The following is a 16821-nucleotide window of genomic DNA, read 5'->3' as shown; positions in this document are numbered from 1 at the left end:
CTTCCTTTCAGGCGGCGGACGCCAGGACCGCGCGCATGATGTCCGCGAAACGCTCCGCGTCCCACGCGCTGCGGCCGATGAACAGGCCGTCGATCTCTTCGCAGCGGCTGAGCGCCACGGCGTTTTCCGGGTTGACGCTCCCGCCGTAGAGCAGCGGGACGCGGCTTCCCGCCTCCCCGAAGAGCTCCACCATCGTCCCGCGCAGCATGCGGTGCTTTTCCCCCGCGTACCCCTCGTCCGCCGGGATCCCGTTCACGCCGATGGCCCAGACCGGCTCGTAGGCGACCCACACGCGGTCCGCCTCCTCCGGGCGCACCTGGTGGAGCCCGATCTTCAGCTGGACGCGCAGCACCTCGTCGCCGGTGCCGTACCGCCGGTCCTCCAGCTGTTCCCCCACACACAGAAGAACGCGGAAGCCGTGGTCCAGCGCGCAGCGGACCTTCTTTTCCTCCTCCGCGTCCGTCTCGCGGAAGGTATGCCGCCGTTCGGAGTGCCCGACCATCACCAGCCGCGCGCCCGCCTCCCGCAGCATGAGCGGGGAGATCTCGCCGGTATACTGCCCGCGCTCCTCCCAGCCCATGTTCTGGGCGCCGAGGAGGATTCCCGAGCCCGCGCGGTCAAGCTCTGCCCGCGCCGGCCCAAGCGAGGTGTAGGAGGGGATCACGAAGCGCTGCGCGCGCTCCGGCGGGATGCCGCGCGTGAGCTCCTCGAGGCGGCGCAGGTAATCCACGGTCTCCGCGGCGGTCTTGAACATTTTGGTGTTGGTGCCGAAGTAGAATCTGTCCTGCATGGGGACGACTCCTTTCAAAACGCGGCCGATACGTCCGCCGCCCCGGCGGGAGATGGGTCCCGCCGGGGCGGATGGCGTCAGCGGTCCATGACCAGCTTGACGCCGTAGAAGCCGCAGATGTATTCCAGTTCCTTGGAGAAATCGCCGTAGACGATCGCGTAGTGGTGCCCGGTGGCGTTGCGTAGGAAGGAGTCCGGGTCCTCGAGCCTGATGCCGCAGCCGGGCCAGCGGGTGCCGCCCGCGAAGCTGTTGTTGGGGTCCTCCTCGTCGTTGTTCACGCGCAGGCTGGTCTTGGCGACGGCCGCGTGGAAGCGCAGGGTGTCGTCGTTTCCGCCGAGGCGCAGCAGCGTGACGGTGCGGTCGCCCTCGAACTCGAACTCGATGCACGCGCCGCCCGAATCGCCGTTCAGGTAGGGCTTGGCCACCGCCTCGTCGGGGACGAGCGGCGGGATGGGCCACAGCCGGTAGCCCAGGCTGTTCGCCATGGACACGGGGCCGGAGCCGCAGTTGAAGAAGTTCATCACACCGTTCTGCTCGTTAAGGCGGGAGATGTCCGCGAACATCACCGGGGCGTGGGCCAGCTTCTTGAGGATGTACATCGAAACGCCGGCGGGCACGTCCCCCTCGCAGGCCGCGATGGTGGACTCCTCCTCGTTGAGCAGCGCGGTGGCGAGGCAGGCGCCGTAGCTGTAGCCGTAGCACTTGTTCACCAGCTCGGGCATGCACTTGGTGGCGAACATGTCCACATCGTAGAGTTCCTGGAAACGCTTATAGGCGAGATACAGGCGCATCTGGGAGAGGATGGCGTCCTCGTTGATCTTTTCGCCGTTCTCCAGCTTCCAGTTGACCTTGGCGCAGTTGTCGATGAACTGCCGCGCGAGCCGCTCGGCCTCCGCCTCGTCGATGTTCTCCAGCTCCTTGAAGATTTCGACGTGGTCGTACTGGGGGAAATCGATGCCGAACACCTTTTTCCAGTTGAACTCGTTCACCTGCGTCTGGTACATCATCATGCACTTGCCGCCGATGAGCGCGATGTTCCTGCCCGCCATGTCGTTCTTGGTCCACGCGGCGCGCAGCGCCTTCTTGATGTCCGCGGCGCGCTCCGCGTCGTCGATCCTGCCGTACATGTAGACGAAGGGGAGCTTCATCTCCTCCATCACGTAGCGCAGCTGCACCGACACGCCGAGGGAGCCGTTGGCGATCTCGTCGCAGAGCCCGTACATGACGCAGGGCTTGCCGCCCAGCGAGTTGACCGCGGTGGTCACCAGGGAGGTGTACATCCAGGAGCCGATGACGAAGAGGAACATGTCGCAGTTGGCCTTCTCCATCGCGGTGCAGGTCTCCATGATCTCGTCCATGTCGAAGAGCGGCTCGTCGGGAATCATGATCTCGATCTCCGGGTCCGCGCCGAAGGTGCGCCGGGCGACCTCGATGTAGTTCCGGATGTTCCCCTGGTACTGGTTCGTCTTTGCGATGGGCAGGATCCCCATCTTGGGCTTTGCGTTGCGGTTAAATTTACTCATACGGTGCCTCCTGGAATTTTGATGTGGTTAAATTCCTTCAATGAATCATAGAGGTGCGTGTACTTCCGGTAGGCGGCTTCGTAGGCGCCGGTCCACGCGGGGTCCGGCCGGTAGACGCGGTCCACCTTCACGCAGGCGCGCACGGCCTGCTCGCAGGAGGGGTACGCCCCCATGCTGCACATGGCGATCATCGCCGCGCCGAGGCAGGCGGCGTCCTTTTCCCGCAGCGTGGAGACCGGGCGGTTCAGGATGTCCGCCTTGAGCTGCATCCACCGCGGCGATTTGGACGCGCCGCCCACCACCCGGATGTCCTTGAAGCGAAAGCCCATATCCTCGTAGTAGAGCATGTTGATCTTGAACTCGTAGGTGAGTGAATCCATGATGGCCTTCACCACGTCATGCCGGGTGCTGTCGATCGTGAGCCCCACGATCGCGCCCCGCGAGTCGAGGTCGTTCCAGGGCGGCCCGCTGCCGATGAAGTGCGGCAGCACCATCACGCCGCTGGGGCCCTCGGGCGCGCGCTCCGTCATCACGTCGTAGACGTTCCTGCCGGTCCGCCGCGCCTCCTGCTCCTCGGCGAGGGAAAAGTTGTTCTTGAACCACTTGAGCAGCAGCCCGCCCACCTGGGAGGAGGACATGAGGAAATACCGCCCGGGGATGGTGTAGGCGTAGCAGGAGACGCCCGCCGCGAGCGCCCGCTCGTCGGTGATCTTTTTCGAGGACATCACGCCGATGCCCTCGATGGTGCCGTGGGAATCCATGCCGATGCTCTCATCGATGAGCCCGGCGCCCAGCGCTGCGCAGGTCTGGTCCTGTCCGCCCGCCACCAGCGCCACCGCCTCGGTGAGGCCCAGCTCGGCCGCGGCCTCCCGCGACAGGTTCCCGACGACCCGGCCGGGTTCCGCCGTTTCGCAGAAGAGGCTCCGGTCCAGCCCCGCCGCCCGCAGCAGCTCGTCCGACCAGCATTTCCTCTCGATGTCGAACGCCATGGTGCGGCCGGCCTGCGGGTGGTCGACCACCCCTTCCCTCGCGCCGAGGCGTTTCATGACGTACTCGGTGAAGGTGACGTATTTATACGTCCGGGGGATCAGCTCCGGCTCGTGGCGGCGCATCCACAGGATCGTGGGGAGCGAGCCCATCGGATGCGGCGGGAAGCCGGTGATGTCGTAGATCCGCTGCGCCGGGACCGCCCCGGTCAGCAGCTTCGTCTCCTCGTCGGCGCGGTAGTCCATGCCGAGGATGGCGTCCCGGAGGGGGCGGTAGTCCCCGTCCACCGGCATGACCTCCTCCCCCAGCACCGAGGTGCTGAGCGCGCGGACCTCCTCCGCCCGCATGCCCGCCGCCTTCGCCTGCGCGACCGACTCCTTCAGGACGTGCGTGACGGCGTCCCACATGACCGCGGGACTCTGCTCCGCCCAGCCGGGGGCGCGGCAGATGATGTCGAATTCCTCGTAGCACCTGCCGAAGCAGGCGCCCGTCTCGTCGAAAACGGCGGCCTTGCAGCCGGTTGTGCCGATATCCAAGCCGATAAAATACATGGTGTTCCCCCCAAAACGGCGGTCGTTATTTCTTCGCCAGGATCGCCCGCACACCCTCGATCTCACGCGGGGTCATCTGGTAGGCGCCGCCCAGCGCGTTGGTCACGAGGATCGCCTGCCCGACGGCCTCGAGGCACTCGAGCTTGTAGCAGGCGTCCATCACGTCCACCGAGGAGAGGCAGAGCACGCCGTGGCCCTTGAGGATCAGCGCGCGCACGTCCGGGTTCTTCTGAATGCACTTGTGCACCACCTGGGGGACCTCGATCGTGGTGGGCACGGAAAATTCCGTGACCTCGATCCCGCCGATGTCCAGCATCGCCTCGGGCATGCAGAAGTCCTCAAAGGTGTAGTTGGACATGGCGAAGCCCGTCATGATGGGCGGATGGCTGTGCACAATCGCGCGGATCTCCGGCATCGAGCGGTAGACCTCCAGATGCATCCGGATGTCGGCGGCGGGCTTTAAGCCCTCCAGGAGGTTGCCCTCCATATCCACCAGGCTGATCTGCTCCTCGCTGATCTCGGATTTGCAGAAGCCGGAGGCCGTGAGCAGGATCTGGTTCTCCCCGATGCGGACGCTGTAGTTGCCGCCCTTGCCGACAAGGAGACCCTTTTCGGCAAGGCGGGAGCCCACCTTGAGCATATCCTGTTTGGTCTGGCGCACGGCCTGCTGGTACATGAATTCTTCAAACATCGATATCACACCCTATTCCATATCATTGATCGCTTCAAAAATCAGCGCCCCGACGACGGACCCCCCGTCCAGAACGCCCAGGCTCTTTTCCCCGTAATAGGCGGCGCGGCCCCATACGGCCTTCATCGCCCGGGTCCCCTCGCTGCCCTCCCGCGCGGCCTTCGCGGCCTTGGCGAAAGCGGCCCGCGCGCCCTCCCCGGCATGGGCCGACAGCGCCTCGACGCCGGGAGTCAGGGAGTCGAGGATGGTCTTTTCTCCCGGCTTGGAGCCGGCCTTGGCCATCACGTTTTCCAGCCCCGCGCGCATCGCTTCCGCAAGCCGCGCCGCGTCGCACGTCTCCGTGCCCTTCAGGCTCCTCGCCATGCCCTTGAAAAAGAAGGCGAGGATGGTCCCCAGCGAGCTGGGCGCCGCTTCGTTGAAGTGGTCGCCGCACCGGTTGAGGCATTTCCCCAGATCGGTCTCCTGCGAATCGTGCAGGAAATCGGACACGGCGCGGAACCCGCCGCTCATGGAGATGCCGAGGTCTCCGTCGCCGTTCTGCTGGTCCAGGCTCACCAGGGCGTCCCTGTTTTCATCGATCCGCGCGGAGATCGCGTCGATCGCCCTGCAAAGGTCTTTCGTCGTCATAACGCCCTCCATCATTTGTTGGCATTGGTGTAAAAGGGGGTGGAAGCGGGCGCGCGGAGCAGCTCCTTGAGCTCCCCGTCGAGCTTGAAGAGGGTGACGGAAAGGCCCGCCATCTCCATGGAGGTCGCGAACTCGCCCACATGGGGCATGAAAATCCTCACGCCCCGCTCCCCCAGAATCTGCGCCACCCGGCGGTAGACGATGAACAGCTCCTCCGCGGGCGTCCCGCCCAGCCCGTTCACCAGGACAGAGACCTCGTCCCCCGCCTTCAGCGGCAGGTCCGCGAGCAGCTTTTCCATGAGGATCTCGGAGATCCGGTCGGCGGTCATCATCTTTTCCACCGTAATGCCCTTCTCGCCGTGGATTCCCATGCCGATCTCGATCTCGTCGTCCGCGATCGCAAAGGTGGGGCGGCCCGCCTCCGGCACGATGCAGGGGGTGAGCGCCACGCCCATCGTGCGGGTGTTGGCGACCGCCTTTTCGGCGACCGCCGCGACTTCGTCGAGGCTCCGCATCTGGTCGGCCGCGGCCCCGGCGCATTTGTAGGCGTAGAGGATGCCCGCCACGCCGCGCCGCTTTTCGGCGGTCTCCCTCGGGCTGGAGGCCACGTCGTCGCACGCCAGCACGCTGCGGCAGCGGATGTCGTCGAACTCGCAGTCCTCGATCGCCTGCTGGAAGTTCATCTTGTCGCCGCCGTAGTTGCCGTAGAGGCAGAGGACGCCCGCGCCGGAATCGACGGCGCGGATGGCGCTTGCCATCTTGGTGTAGGCGGGAGAGGCGAAGACGTTGCCGACGGCGCAGGCGTCCACCATGCCGGCGCCCACGTAGCCCAAAAAGAGCGGCAGGTGCCCGGAGCCGCCCGCCGTCACGATCCCGACCTTCCCCTTTTTGGAGGGGTAGCCGGAGACCAGCACCCGGCGGTCGCCGTCCAGGAAATGCACCCGGTCGCCGTAGGCGGCGACGATGCCCTCCATCGTCTCATCGACAAAATCAGCGGGTTGGTTGATGACTTTTTTCATATGTATTCCCTCCGAAACGAGTGGTCAATGGGTCTCGTCAAAACGCTTGAGCGCCTGAAAAATCCCCTTCGACGCGGGATAGATCTGCGTGTAGACGGCGAACAGGTCGTCGTAGACCGCTTTTTTTGACGCGTCGGGCTCGAAGGTGCGGTCGCTTCCAAAGGAGGCGAACCGCCCGGGCAGCGACGCGGGGTCCCTGCCGTGGTGGGAGGCCAGCACGGCCGCGCCCAGCGCGCCGCAGGCGGAATATTCCGGAACCCGGCGGACCGGGGCCTGGAAGAGGTCCGCGAAGATCTGGCACCAGAGGGTGTTGACCGCGCCGCCGCCGGAAATCCGGATGCACTTCATCGGCGCGCCCACCTCGCGGAGCTGGAGGTAGACCTCCCGCATCCCGAACGCCAGCCCCTCCAGCAGGGCCCGGTAGAGGTGCCCGCGGGTGTGCGACGGGGTCAGCCCCACCGTCACGCCCTTCGCGTAGGGGTCGTCCACCGGGTTGCGCTGGCCGAGGAGCGAGGGGAAGAAGAGCAGCCCGTCGCAGCCGGGGCGCACCCGCGCGGCCTCCTCGTCCATCCGCCGGAAGCCCTCTTCCGCGCCGCGCGCGGACTCGGCCGCATAAAGGCTTTCGCGCATCCAGTTGACCGAGGTGCCCACGCTCATGAGGCCGGTGTAGGCCACCCACTGGTCGCGGATAGCGCTGGAATAGACCTGCAGCCGTGCGCCCTCGTTGTGGGCGCAGACGCCCAGCGAGGTGGAGATGAGCCCGCCCGAGCCGAGGACGACGCTGTAGACGCCCTCCTCCACGGCGCCGGAGCCCACCGTCTGCATGATCGCGTCCCCCGCGCCCGCCACGACCACCGTATCCGGGCCGAGACCCAGCTCGGCGGCCACCTCCGGCAGCACGGTCCCGACCGCCTGGTCGGCGTGGAGGACCGGCGGCAGCACCTCTTCGGGCAGGCCGATCAGGTCGAGCAGCTCCCGGTTCCAGCGGTGGTTTCGCACGTCGTAGACGCCGAAGCCGCTGGCGTCCGACTCGTCGGTCGCCGGGACGCCGGTCAGCACGGTGCGCACATAGTCCTTGGGGTTCACGACGACCCGCGTCCGGGCAAAGAGCGCGGGCTCGTTCTCCCGCATCCAGAGGATCTTCCCCGCCGTGCAGGAGGGGACCATCTTGTTGTTGGTGTAGGGCAGCAGGCCCTCCTTGCCGCCCACCTTGGCGTAGATTTCGTCGTTCTGCTTCTCATTGCGGAAATCGACGCAGCTGAGGATGGGGCGGAGCGGTTCCAGATGTTCGTCCAGCGCCACAAGCCCGTGCATCTGACCGGTGAGGCCGATGGCCGCCGTGCGGCGGTCCGGGCCGAGCTCCCGCACGAGCGCGCGGATGCAGTCAAGCCCGGCGTCGCGCAGCACGCGGGCGGGCTGCTCATAGCAGCCCAGCCCCGTGCAGACCAGGGTGTTGTCATACCGCACCGACTGGACGCCGAGGGTCTTCCCCTCCCCGTCGACCGCGATGGCCTTGCAGCCGGAGGAGCCGATGTCGACGCCGATATACGCCTCTTTCATATGCGCACCTCCGCTCTGGCATCCGGGTCAGAAGCCCAGCGTGTCATGCGCGTAGGCCATGCTCTGCTTCACGCATTCCTCTTCGTAGGCGACGGTCTCGGCATGGGTGTCGCAGCGGTTGATGTAGAGCTCGAGGAAGATGTTCCCGTCGTAGCTGTTCTGCTTGAGGATGTCCAGCATGAGCGGGAAATCCACGTAGCCCTGTCCGAGGGGGACGCCGGTGATCACGTCGCCGCGCGGGTCGAGGGTGACCACATAGTCCTTGAAGTGGACGGTCTTCGCATAGGGCGCGAGGGTGCGCACCACCGTCTCGGTCGGGGTCATGAAGCAGGTGGAGTTGCAGGTGTCGAGCGCGCAGCCGAAGAAGGGGTCGTTCACGCCTTCGATGATCTTCTTGACCTCGTAGACGTCGTTGAGCTTGCCATTCTCGATCGCGACGTGCACGCCGTACTCGTGCGCCGTGGGCATGAGCGCGCCGATCGTCTCGATGCCCTTCTGCACCTGGCGTTCCAGGCCGGCCGCGTCGGTGTCGCGGTCCATGTCCCAGCCGATGCGCAGCACCTTGGAGCCGAGGAATTTGGAGACCTCGAGCATCCGCTTGAAGTAGTTGAAATCCGTGCCGCGCGAGCCGGTCTCGACCGTCATGCCCTCCTTCACGATCCGGTCGCGGATCGCGGTGAGCTGCTCCTCGGTGAACTCGTGCAGGGAGATGTTGTTGCAGAGCAGGACCGCCTTCACGCCGTACTTGACGCAGCGGTCGATGAGCTGGTCCACCGTCATGGGGTCCTCGGGGCGGTAGTAGGGGCGGCCGATCGACCACCTGTATGCGAACGAGCCAATTCCGAAATTCATTGTTGATTACTCCTTTACCTTCTTAATGACTTTTTTGCGCGCTTATACTCTAAAACGCTTTCTCTCGATGTAGCCGAGGAGCGTCATTGTAAACACGATTACAATTCCGTAGGCGAGCTGCTGGGTCGGCAGGCCGAAGCCCAGGAAGGTCATTGCGCTCATCAGGCACATGATGAACAGGATGCCGAAGCCGGCCTGCACCATGTTGCCGTAGCCGCCGGACTGGCTGATCCCGCCGATCGTGACCGCCGCCACCATCGGCATGAGCAGGTTTGCGCCGACATCGGGGTTCACGCCGCCGATGCACATGGGGATGAACATCGCCGCGATCCCGGCGAAGACGCCGGAGAGCAGGTAGACGATGATATAGATCCGGGAGACCGAAATGCCCGCGTGCTCGGCGCTCTTGGGGTTGCTGCCAGTCAGGATGACCTGCCTGCCGAACGTGGTCTTGCTCAGCACCACCGCCATCAGGATGAAGATGACGATGGGGATGATCGCCGCCATGGGGATGATGGTCTTCCCGATGTGGATGCCCGTGAGGGTGGAGAGCCGGGAGAGCTCCCGGGGACCGCCGGAAACGGTGTAACCGTTCGTGAACACATAGCACAGTCCCATTGCCAGAAGCTGGCTGGCCAGGGTGATGATAAAGGGCGCGATGTGGAACTTTGCCACCGCGATGCCGTTCAGAAGGCCGAACAGCGCGCCGATCGTGCAGGAGACCAGCAGGCCGAGCACGATGATGAGCCAGGGGTTCATATCCGGGTTCGCGTCGGAGAGCAGGGACATGGTCTTGGTGGAGACCACGGCGGAAAAGCCCGTCACATATCCGATGCTCAGGTCGATTCCCGAGTTGCCGGAAAGGAACACGAATACCAGGCCGATGGCGCCGATGATGTAGTAGGAATACGAGGTGAGCATGGAGATGATGTTCGCCATCGAGAAGAAATTGCGATTCAGGAAGCCCATCACAACGCAGACCACGATCAGCATATACACAACCGGCAAATCCAAGGAAAACTTCTTGAAGCCGTTCCAGAACCGATTCTTATTTCCCAATGTCGAATTGCTTTTGAACTTTGTATCCATATGATTGACCTCTCATCGAAGCGTTCTTGGGTTGTGCGAGCTTCCCTCGGGGAACGGCGGGTCTGCCGCGGCCGAGCCGGCGGCAAACCCGCCGCACCTTTGGGCGGAAAGTTTACAGGGTGGCGCGTCTTGCGTTTGCGGGGAGATTATCCCAGCATGTCGGCATACTTAACGGTCCAGATCTCGTCGGACTTCGCCTCGAGCTCGTCGGGGCCGACGCCGAAGGTGGGCATATAGAAGGTGTCGCTCTCAAGGGTCTCGCCGTTGACGAGCTTGACGGCCGCGTCAAAGATCGCGCCGCCGGCGGTGTCGGCCGGGATGACGAAGATCTTGTCGGTGTAGCCCTCTTCCATGTAGGCGACTGCGGGAGGCTCGCCGGAGAGCGAGGTGTAGTAGACATGGCCTTCCTCGCCGCGTTTAATCTTGAGGCCGGCCTCCTCCAGCGCCTGGTAGCAGGAGCCGTCCATGTGCGCGGAGACGTTGGCGACCGCCCAGGGGGTGTAGACCTGCAGCGCGTTCTGCATGTTGGTGAGCGCCTTGTCGACGTCCCAGTCGGTCATGATCTCGACGACCTTGAGGTTGGTGTGGCCGGAGGCGGCGATCGTCTCCTGGAAGCCTTCGCGGCGGGCAATGCCGTTGGGGTCCGCGAGGGAGCCGACCGTCAGGAAGATCGTGTGCTCTTCGCCGTCGTCCACGGAGAGGAGGTATTCGGCGAGCTGCTTGGCGTCGCTGTAGGAATCGTACATCGCGGTGAAGAAGACGTTCTCGTGCTCCACCTTGCGGTCGTAGTTGATAACCGGAACGCCCGCCGCCTGCGCGTAGTCATAAGCGGTGAGGATGGCGTCCTGGTCGATGGCGCAGCAGACGATGACGTCGACGCCCTGATCGATCAGGGATTTGAACTGGGTGTGCTGGGTGGTGGTGTCGTCATCGGCGCACAGCTCGATGATCTCCACGTTGCCGGCGGCCTCCGCCGCGCTGTAAAGGCCCATCAGCTCCACCTTGCGGAAAACCGTAGTGGCCGTATCGGTGGAAACGCCGATCTTGATGGTCTTGCCCGCGTCCTCGCTGGGGGCGGGAGCGGCGTCGTCCGCCGCGCTGGGGGCGGCGCTTTCGGGAGCCGGGGTGTTCGCGGGCGCCTCGGGTGCGGAGCTGCCGCAGGCGGCGAGCGCGAGTGTCATTGCGAGCGCCAGAACCAGTGCTAATGCCTTTCTCATTTCTTGTCCTCCTAGACTTTTGTTATTTTCTGCACGGCAAGCCGTGCCGGGTACCAATCCTATTGGATCTGCAGGAAGCGCGCGCGCCGTTCCCTGATGACGCTCGCGTTGTTGCGCATCGTGGTGGCGGTGTCGATCGCGATGGCGCAGAGCATCATCACCGCGCGCGCGAAGACCTGGTAGTAGCTGGAGATGTCCAGCATCGTCATGGCGTTTTCAATCAGGTAGAGGAAAACGCAGCCGAGCGCGGACCCCACGATGGAGGATTTGCCGCCGCTCATCTTGGTGCCGCCCAGAACAACGGCGGTGATGACGGTGAACTCGTAGCCCATGCAGGAGTTGGGGGCGATCGAGCCGATGCGCCCGGCGTAGACGATGCCGCCCAGCGCGGCGCAGACCCCGCAGATGACGTAGGCGCCGATCCGGATGCGGGTGACGTTCAGGCCGGAAAAGACGGCCGAGTTCTTGCTTCCGCCGACCGCCAGCACATACCGGCCGAAGCGGCTGTAACGCAGAACGAGGATGCCGATGACGGTCATGATGACCATGAGGACCGTGGGGGTGGGAACCAGCTGGAACAGCTTGGAGTTCCCGATCACCCGCAGCGGGGCGTCCACGAACTTCTGGGAGTTGTCGAGCAGCAGGTAGGCCGCGCCCCGCAGGATGGACATCGTCGCCAGCGTGGCGATCATGTCGGGGAAGTTGAGCACGCTGGCCATGAAGCCGTTGAGCAGTCCGACCAGGCACCCGACGACCAGCACGATCAGGAAGATCGCCCACACGGGGAAGATGCCATAGGAGTTCAGCCGGTACATCAGCGCCATGGTAAACAGCGCGTTCATGCCCACCGAAATGTCGATGCCGCCGGTGGAGATGACGAAGGTCATGCCGATGGCCATGATTCCGAACAGACTGCACTGGCAGAGGATGTTCATAATGTTGGTCGCCTGTAAGAAGGCCGGCTGCGACACGGCCAGGATCAAAAAGAGCAGAATGTTGCCGATCAGAGCGGCCGCCCACTGCTCGCTCATAAATCTTTTCAGCGGGCTTTTATGCGTTTTCACCATGGTTACCCCCTACCGACGATTCGTCTTCCTGTTGTGAGGACGCGATCGACAGAATCCGGCGCACGTCGAAGTCCTCGCGCATCAGCTCGGAGACCATCCGGCCGCGCCGCATCACGATGATCCTGTGCGCCATGGAGACCAGTTCGTTCAGGTCGGAAGAGACCAGGATCACGGCCGTGCCCGTTTTGGCAAGCTCGACGATGTACTCGCCGATCTCCGCCCTCGAGCCCACGTCCACGCCCCGGGTGGGGTCGTCGAACATGCAGACCTTCGGGGAATGGCTCAGCCACCGGCCGACGATGATCTTCTGCTGGTTGCCGCCGCTGAGCTCGGTGATGTAGGCTTCGATGCCGGGGCAGGCGACGCGGAAGCGGTCGATGACCTTCTGCGCGTTCTCCTTTTCCCTGCGGAAGCCGAAGAACTTCACCCTGCGGTTGACAAAGTGGTCGATCTGGGCCGCGGTGATGTTCTCCTTCAGGTCGCGCCGCGGGAAGATGCCGCAATTTTTGCGGTCCTCCGGGATCATCACCATGCCCTTTTTGATCAGCTGCTGCGTGTTCCACCTTTTAAAGGTCTCGCCCATGAACTCGATCGTGCCCCCGCATTTGCGCAGGCCGAAGATGGATTCCATCAGCTCGGTGCGTCCCGCGCCGATGAGGCCCGCAACGCCGAGAATCTCGCCCTTATGTACCTCGAAATTGATGTCCGCGAAGCTCTCCGACTCGAGCCCGGTCACGCGCAGCGCGACCTCCGGGCCCGGCTTGCCGAGGCTGAAGGAGGAACCCTCCAGCGAATGGCCGACCATGTGCTCCTCGATCTCGTGCTTGGTGACCTCCGTCACCGGCGCGTCGCAGACCTTTTCGGAGTTGCGCAGCACGACGACCTTGTCGCAGACGGCGAACACCTCGTCCAGGAAATGCGTGATGAAGATCATGCCGATGCGCTGTTTCTTCAGCGTGCGCATCACCTCGAACAGCCGCTCGCGTTCCGGCGCCGTCAGGGATGCGGTGGGCTCGTCGAGAATCAGCACGCGGGGGTTGAGCCGGATCGCCTTGGCGATCTCGATCAGCTGCTGCTCGCCGGGGCCCAGGGTCCCGACGATCGCGTCCGGGTCGAGCTGGATGTTCATGATGCCCATGTACTTGAGGGCTTCCTCCCGGCACTTCTTCCAGTTGACCATCGACTTCTTCCCGGGGAAGTCCTCGATGCAGATGTTTTCGGCGACGGTGAGGTTCAAAAACAGGCTCAGTTCCTGATGCACCGCGGCGATCGGCAGCTTGCCCATCTTGATCTCCTTCATCTCCCTGCCGTCGAAGGTGATGGACCCCTCGGTGGGTTCAAGCAGACCGACAAGCATGTTTTTGAAGGTGGATTTGCCCGCGCCGTTTTCCCCCAGCAGGGCGGTGATTTCGCCTTCGCGGACAACAAAGTCGACCCCGGAGACGACCTTTTTGTTTGCGAACGCCTTTGTGAGATTTTTTGTTTCCAAAATCACAGTGCTCATAAGATACCTCACCTGTTTATTGTTATAAATGCTGCCGTGACCCCGCGGCAGCAACCGTTACCTCCCGGGCGTCCGCGGCGCTGCGGTGTGCGGCCGTCGTCGATCTTTTCGGCAAAAACTTAATTTTAATCTGGCAAATTATAATTCATAATATTTTTATCATTTTTGAAATAAATTGCGTTGCCACGTTGTCAAAGCGCCCGAATAATCGCATGTTTATCACGGAAATTTCACACGATTTGCAACATAATATTTGAAAAAAGCGCAAAAATGGAAATCTGAAGCAGATTTTCTTGAGAAAATATTTAACTTTTTTATTTCAAATTATGTAATCTTTTACTTGATTATTATACTTTTTATCAACAAAGTCAATACCAAAAATGAATATTTCCCCCGATTCGTTCCAGCTCAACAAAACCGTCCGCGTTTCTTTGTAGAAAGTGACACAGTTTTTTCTCCCGGAGGTGCGTATCCGCGTATCCGGCCTTCCCCGCGCGGGTAAAAAACGGCGCCCGCGGATGACGCGGGCGCCGTCCCGGACAAAAAGGACCCGGCGCCTGTCTGCACAGGCGCCGGGTCCTTTTTCTCCTGATTCCGTCTATGGCCCCGGACGGCTATTCCCCCTCCGTGCCCTTCCGGTAGTACTCCTCCATCACGTCCGCGGGCACCATGCTGCCGCCCGTCGCCCACGCGATGTGCGTGAACTGGCCCTGGAAGCCGGCGAGCTTCTCCCGGACCAGGTAGCCGCGCCCCTCCCCGGTCCCGAGGAGGTTGAGGACGCCCGGGACGCCGGCCAGCGCGCTCGGCTCGAGGCGGATGCCCTCGGTGTCCGCCATCCGCGCGAGCAGACGGTACATGTGCCGGTCGCTGACCGTCATCGCGCCGCTGATAAACGGGTGCATCAGCCGCCCGACCAGATGGGAGCACCTGCCGACCGCCAGCCCGTCGGCCGCGGTCCGGTTGTCGATGCCGATGTCCTGCACGCAGACCCCGTCGTAGCGTCCGGTGTAGAGCCCCAGCAGCATGCAGGGGGAATGGGTCGGCTCTGCGAAGAAGCAGTGAGCCGCGTCCCCGAAGAGGGTCTTGATGCCGAAGGCGACGCCGCCAGGCCCCCCGCCGACTCCGCAGGGCAGGTAGACGAAGAGCGGGTGCTCGCGGTCGACGGCGATCCGCATCTCCTCCAGCTGCTTTTTGAGCCGGAGGGCGGCCACCGCGTAGCCGAGGAAGAGGTCCTTCGAGTTTTCGTCGTCGATGAAGTGGCAGGAGGGGTCGGACTGCGCCTGCCTGCGCCCCTCGGTGACCGCGAGGCTGTAGTCGTTCTCATATTCGACGACGTGCACGCCGAGGCCGCGCAGCATATCCTTCTTCCACTGGCGCGCGTCCGCCGACATGTGGACGGTGACGTGGAAGCCGAGCTTCGCGCTCATGATGCCGATCGAAAGCCCGAGGTTCCCCGTCGAGCCCACCGCGATCTTATACCGCGAAAAGAACTCCCGGAAGCGCGGCTCCGCGAGGCGCGCATAATCGTCCGTCCAGGAGAGCAGCCCCTCTTCGACCGCGAGCTCCTCCGCGTGCTTGAGGACCTCGTAGATGCCGCCTCGCGCCTTGATGGAGCCGGAAATCGGAAGCTCGCTGTCGCATTTGAGCAGCAGCCTCCCGTCGATCGGGACGCCGCTCTGCTCCTCGAGGGCCTTCTTCATGCGGGGGATCTCCCGCAGCGGGGACTCCAGAATCCCGCCCGAAACGGCCGTCTCGGGGAAGGCCGCGGCGAGATAGGGGGCGAACCGGTCCAGCCGGTCGCTGGCGTCCTCGATGTCCCGGATGGTGAACGGACAGTTCCCCGCCGCTTGCGCGGCGGGGCGTTTTTGATCGTTGATCCAGAAGCATTCCCGTAAATCCCGGAGGGAGCGGAGGAGCGGGTATTTCGCGCTCCATTCGCTTTCCTCCATCGACAATATCGTGTTATCCATAATCGACTCCTAAAACGTACTAGAATAATCCCGGCAGGAAGCCGCTGAAGCAGTTGATGAGCAGGATGATCGCAAAGGCGACCACGCTGGCCAGCGTGGTGCTGACCGTCACGACCATCGTCTCGTTGATGGAGATGCCGTTGAGCTGAGAGGGGTGCCAGAAGGCGCCGTCGGTGGGCAGGGTGAGGCCGACGGTGCCGGCGCAGACCGCGAGGCCCACGAGCACGGGCGACAGCCCCTGCAGCGCGATCGCCGGACCGACGATGGAGACCGCCGTCATCATGGCGACCGTGGCGGAGCCGACCGCCGCGCGGATGATCATGGCGAGCAGGAAGCCGAGCAGCAGCACGGGCATGTTGAAGTGGGAGAACATGTTCGCCAGCGCGTCGCCGATGCCCGTCTGGGTGATGACCTTGGCAAAGCAGCCGCCGCAGCCGATGACCATGAGGATGCTGCCGACCTTGTTGGCGCTTGTGTCGATATACCGCATGATGCCCTTCTTGGCCGGGCCCGCGACCAGGTATTTGCGCAGGGTCACGGCGGCGAGCAGCATCGCCATGAAGAGGGCGACGTTTTTATCGCCGATGAACTGGAAGACGGTGTAGAGGATGCTCCCCTCCGCAACGAACATCGGCACGACGGCGCCGAGCACGATGAGGATGATCGGGAAAAGGATCAGCGCGAAGCCGATGCCCGCCGACGGCTTGGTTTCGTCGGCCTTGATCAGGTCGCTGTTGGCGTCGAGGAACTCCTGGGCCTCCTTGCGGCCTTTGGCGTTGATGCCGTTGGAGAACTGCCAGCCGCAGAGCAGGCTCGCGATGATCGAGACGATCAGGCCGTAGAAGATGAACCAGCCGAGATTCGCGCCGACCTCCGCCGCGACCGCGACCGGGCCGGGCGTCGGCGCGACGATGCAGTGGGTGAGCAGCAGGCCCACGAAGAGCGCGTTCACATAGCCGGTCATCTTCTTATTGGTGAGCTTCTGCAGCGAATTGAGCAGGGGCGAGAGCATGACGTAGGCCGACCCGAAATAGACGGGGATCGAGACCACGTAGCCCAGCAGGTTGATCGCGAGGTAGTCGTGCTTGGAGCCGACCTTGCGCAGGAGGAATTTCGCGATCTCCTCCAGCGCGCCGGACGAGCCGAGCATCTCGCCGAAGATGCATCCGAAGATGATGACGAGTCCGGTGCTGGTCATCGTGCTGCCGAAGCCGCCGCTGATGGCGCCGGTCAGGTCGGCGATCTTCATGCCGGAAAGCAGCCCCATCATGATCGTCGCAGAGACGAGTCCCACCGACGCGCTCCATTTGAAGCGGATCAGGACCACCAGCAGAAAAACCATGGAAATCAGGAAAACAATCAGAGTATTCATGC

14 protein-coding genes are annotated in these 16821 nt (G+C 63.5%); all 14 read right to left on the bottom strand.

The features are described from left to right. Positions 1–7: 7 nt before the first annotated feature. The 14 genes from NE609_RS06870 to NE609_RS06805 all read right to left on the bottom strand — a co-directional run bounded on the left by NE609_RS06870 (position 8) and on the right by NE609_RS06805 (position 16819). Positions 8–790, bottom strand: a complete 783-nt coding sequence (locus tag NE609_RS06870) for a triose-phosphate isomerase (RefSeq protein ID WP_256152109.1) — start codon at positions 788–790, stop codon at positions 8–10. 77 nt (positions 791–867) lie between these two features. Continuing rightward, positions 868–2313, bottom strand: coding sequence for a hypothetical protein (locus tag NE609_RS06865; protein ID WP_256152108.1), 1446 nt, complete (start codon positions 2311–2313; stop codon positions 868–870). Then, positions 2310–3851, bottom strand: a complete 1542-nt coding sequence (locus NE609_RS06860; RefSeq protein WP_256152107.1) for an L-fuculokinase — start codon at positions 3849–3851, stop codon at positions 2310–2312. The genes NE609_RS06865 and NE609_RS06860 overlap by 4 nt, the downstream gene beginning before the upstream one ends. Before the next feature lie 25 nt (positions 3852–3876). Continuing rightward, positions 3877–4542 carry a class II aldolase/adducin family protein gene (locus tag NE609_RS06855; RefSeq protein ID WP_121587031.1) on the bottom strand — a complete coding sequence of 222 codons (666 nt, stop codon included), beginning with the start codon at positions 4540–4542 and terminating at the stop codon, positions 3877–3879. 12 nt (positions 4543–4554) lie between these two features. Beyond that, complete coding sequence (locus NE609_RS06850) at positions 4555–5169, bottom strand: dihydroxyacetone kinase subunit L (RefSeq protein WP_101548700.1); 615 nt, start codon at positions 5167–5169, stop codon at positions 4555–4557. Between the two features lie 11 nt (positions 5170–5180). After that, positions 5181–6188, bottom strand: a complete 1008-nt coding sequence (locus tag NE609_RS06845) for a dihydroxyacetone kinase subunit DhaK (protein WP_121587030.1) — start codon at positions 6186–6188, stop codon at positions 5181–5183. 24 nt (positions 6189–6212) lie between these two features. Then, positions 6213–7748: a xylulokinase gene (locus tag NE609_RS06840; protein ID WP_121587029.1), complete on the bottom strand. Its 1536-nt coding sequence runs from the start codon at positions 7746–7748 to the stop codon at positions 6213–6215. A 27-nt stretch (positions 7749–7775) separates the two neighbouring features. Then, a complete protein-coding gene (locus NE609_RS06835; protein ID WP_256152106.1) occupies positions 7776–8600 on the bottom strand; it encodes a sugar phosphate isomerase/epimerase in 825 nt (274 codons plus the stop codon). 42 nt (positions 8601–8642) lie between these two features. Then, positions 8643–9689, bottom strand: a complete 1047-nt coding sequence (locus tag NE609_RS06830) for an ABC transporter permease (protein ID WP_101548692.1) — start codon at positions 9687–9689, stop codon at positions 8643–8645. Positions 9690–9835: 146 nt separating this feature from the next. After that, positions 9836–10906: a sugar ABC transporter substrate-binding protein gene (locus NE609_RS06825; protein ID WP_256152105.1), complete on the bottom strand. Its 1071-nt coding sequence runs from the start codon at positions 10904–10906 to the stop codon at positions 9836–9838. A gap of 59 nt (positions 10907–10965) precedes the next feature. Beyond that, a complete protein-coding gene (locus NE609_RS06820; RefSeq protein WP_256152104.1) occupies positions 10966–11970 on the bottom strand; it encodes an ABC transporter permease in 1005 nt (334 codons plus the stop codon). After that, positions 11957–13477, bottom strand: coding sequence for a sugar ABC transporter ATP-binding protein (locus NE609_RS06815; RefSeq protein ID WP_121587025.1), 1521 nt, complete (start codon positions 13475–13477; stop codon positions 11957–11959). Before NE609_RS06815 ends, NE609_RS06820 begins: the two co-directional genes overlap by 14 nt. 614 nt (positions 13478–14091) lie before the next feature. Continuing rightward, positions 14092–15447 carry a D-serine ammonia-lyase gene (locus NE609_RS06810; protein WP_279221679.1) on the bottom strand — a complete coding sequence of 452 codons (1356 nt, stop codon included), beginning with the start codon at positions 15445–15447 and terminating at the stop codon, positions 14092–14094. Positions 15448–15466: 19 nt separating this feature from the next. Next, a complete protein-coding gene (locus NE609_RS06805; RefSeq protein ID WP_121587023.1) occupies positions 15467–16819 on the bottom strand; it encodes a GntP family permease in 1353 nt (450 codons plus the stop codon). Between the last annotated feature and the right edge of the window lie 2 nt (positions 16820–16821).

Source organism: Anaerotruncus sp. DFI.9.16, assembly GCF_024461615.1.
Classification (GTDB): domain Bacteria; phylum Bacillota; class Clostridia; order Oscillospirales; family Ruminococcaceae; genus Anaerotruncus; species Anaerotruncus massiliensis.
This window is presented reverse-complemented; position numbering and strand designations above follow the sequence as displayed.

Coding starts and splice junctions, on each gene's coding strand:
- NE609_RS06870 (WP_256152109.1), bottom strand. CDS start 790: ATGCAGGACAGATTCTACTTCGGCACCAACACCAAAATGTTCAAGACC.
- NE609_RS06865 (WP_256152108.1), bottom strand. CDS start 2,313: ATGAGTAAATTTAACCGCAACGCAAAGCCCAAGATGGGGATCCTGCCC.
- NE609_RS06860 (WP_256152107.1), bottom strand. CDS start 3,851: ATGTATTTTATCGGCTTGGATATCGGCACAACCGGCTGCAAGGCCGCC.
- NE609_RS06855 (WP_121587031.1), bottom strand. CDS start 4,542: ATGTTTGAAGAATTCATGTACCAGCAGGCCGTGCGCCAGACCAAACAG.
- NE609_RS06850 (WP_101548700.1), bottom strand. CDS start 5,169: ATGACGACGAAAGACCTTTGCAGGGCGATCGACGCGATCTCCGCGCGG.
- NE609_RS06845 (WP_121587030.1), bottom strand. CDS start 6,188: ATGAAAAAAGTCATCAACCAACCCGCTGATTTTGTCGATGAGACGATG.
- NE609_RS06840 (WP_121587029.1), bottom strand. CDS start 7,748: ATGAAAGAGGCGTATATCGGCGTCGACATCGGCTCCTCCGGCTGCAAG.
- NE609_RS06835 (WP_256152106.1), bottom strand. CDS start 8,600: ATGAATTTCGGAATTGGCTCGTTCGCATACAGGTGGTCGATCGGCCGC.
- NE609_RS06830 (WP_101548692.1), bottom strand. CDS start 9,689: ATGGATACAAAGTTCAAAAGCAATTCGACATTGGGAAATAAGAATCGG.
- NE609_RS06825 (WP_256152105.1), bottom strand. CDS start 10,906: ATGAGAAAGGCATTAGCACTGGTTCTGGCGCTCGCAATGACACTCGCG.
- NE609_RS06815 (WP_121587025.1), bottom strand. CDS start 13,477: ATGAGCACTGTGATTTTGGAAACAAAAAATCTCACAAAGGCGTTCGCA.
- NE609_RS06810 (WP_279221679.1), bottom strand. CDS start 15,447: ATGGATAACACGATATTGTCGATGGAGGAAAGCGAATGGAGCGCGAAA.
- NE609_RS06805 (WP_121587023.1), bottom strand. CDS start 16,819: ATGAATACTCTGATTGTTTTCCTGATTTCCATGGTTTTTCTGCTGGTG.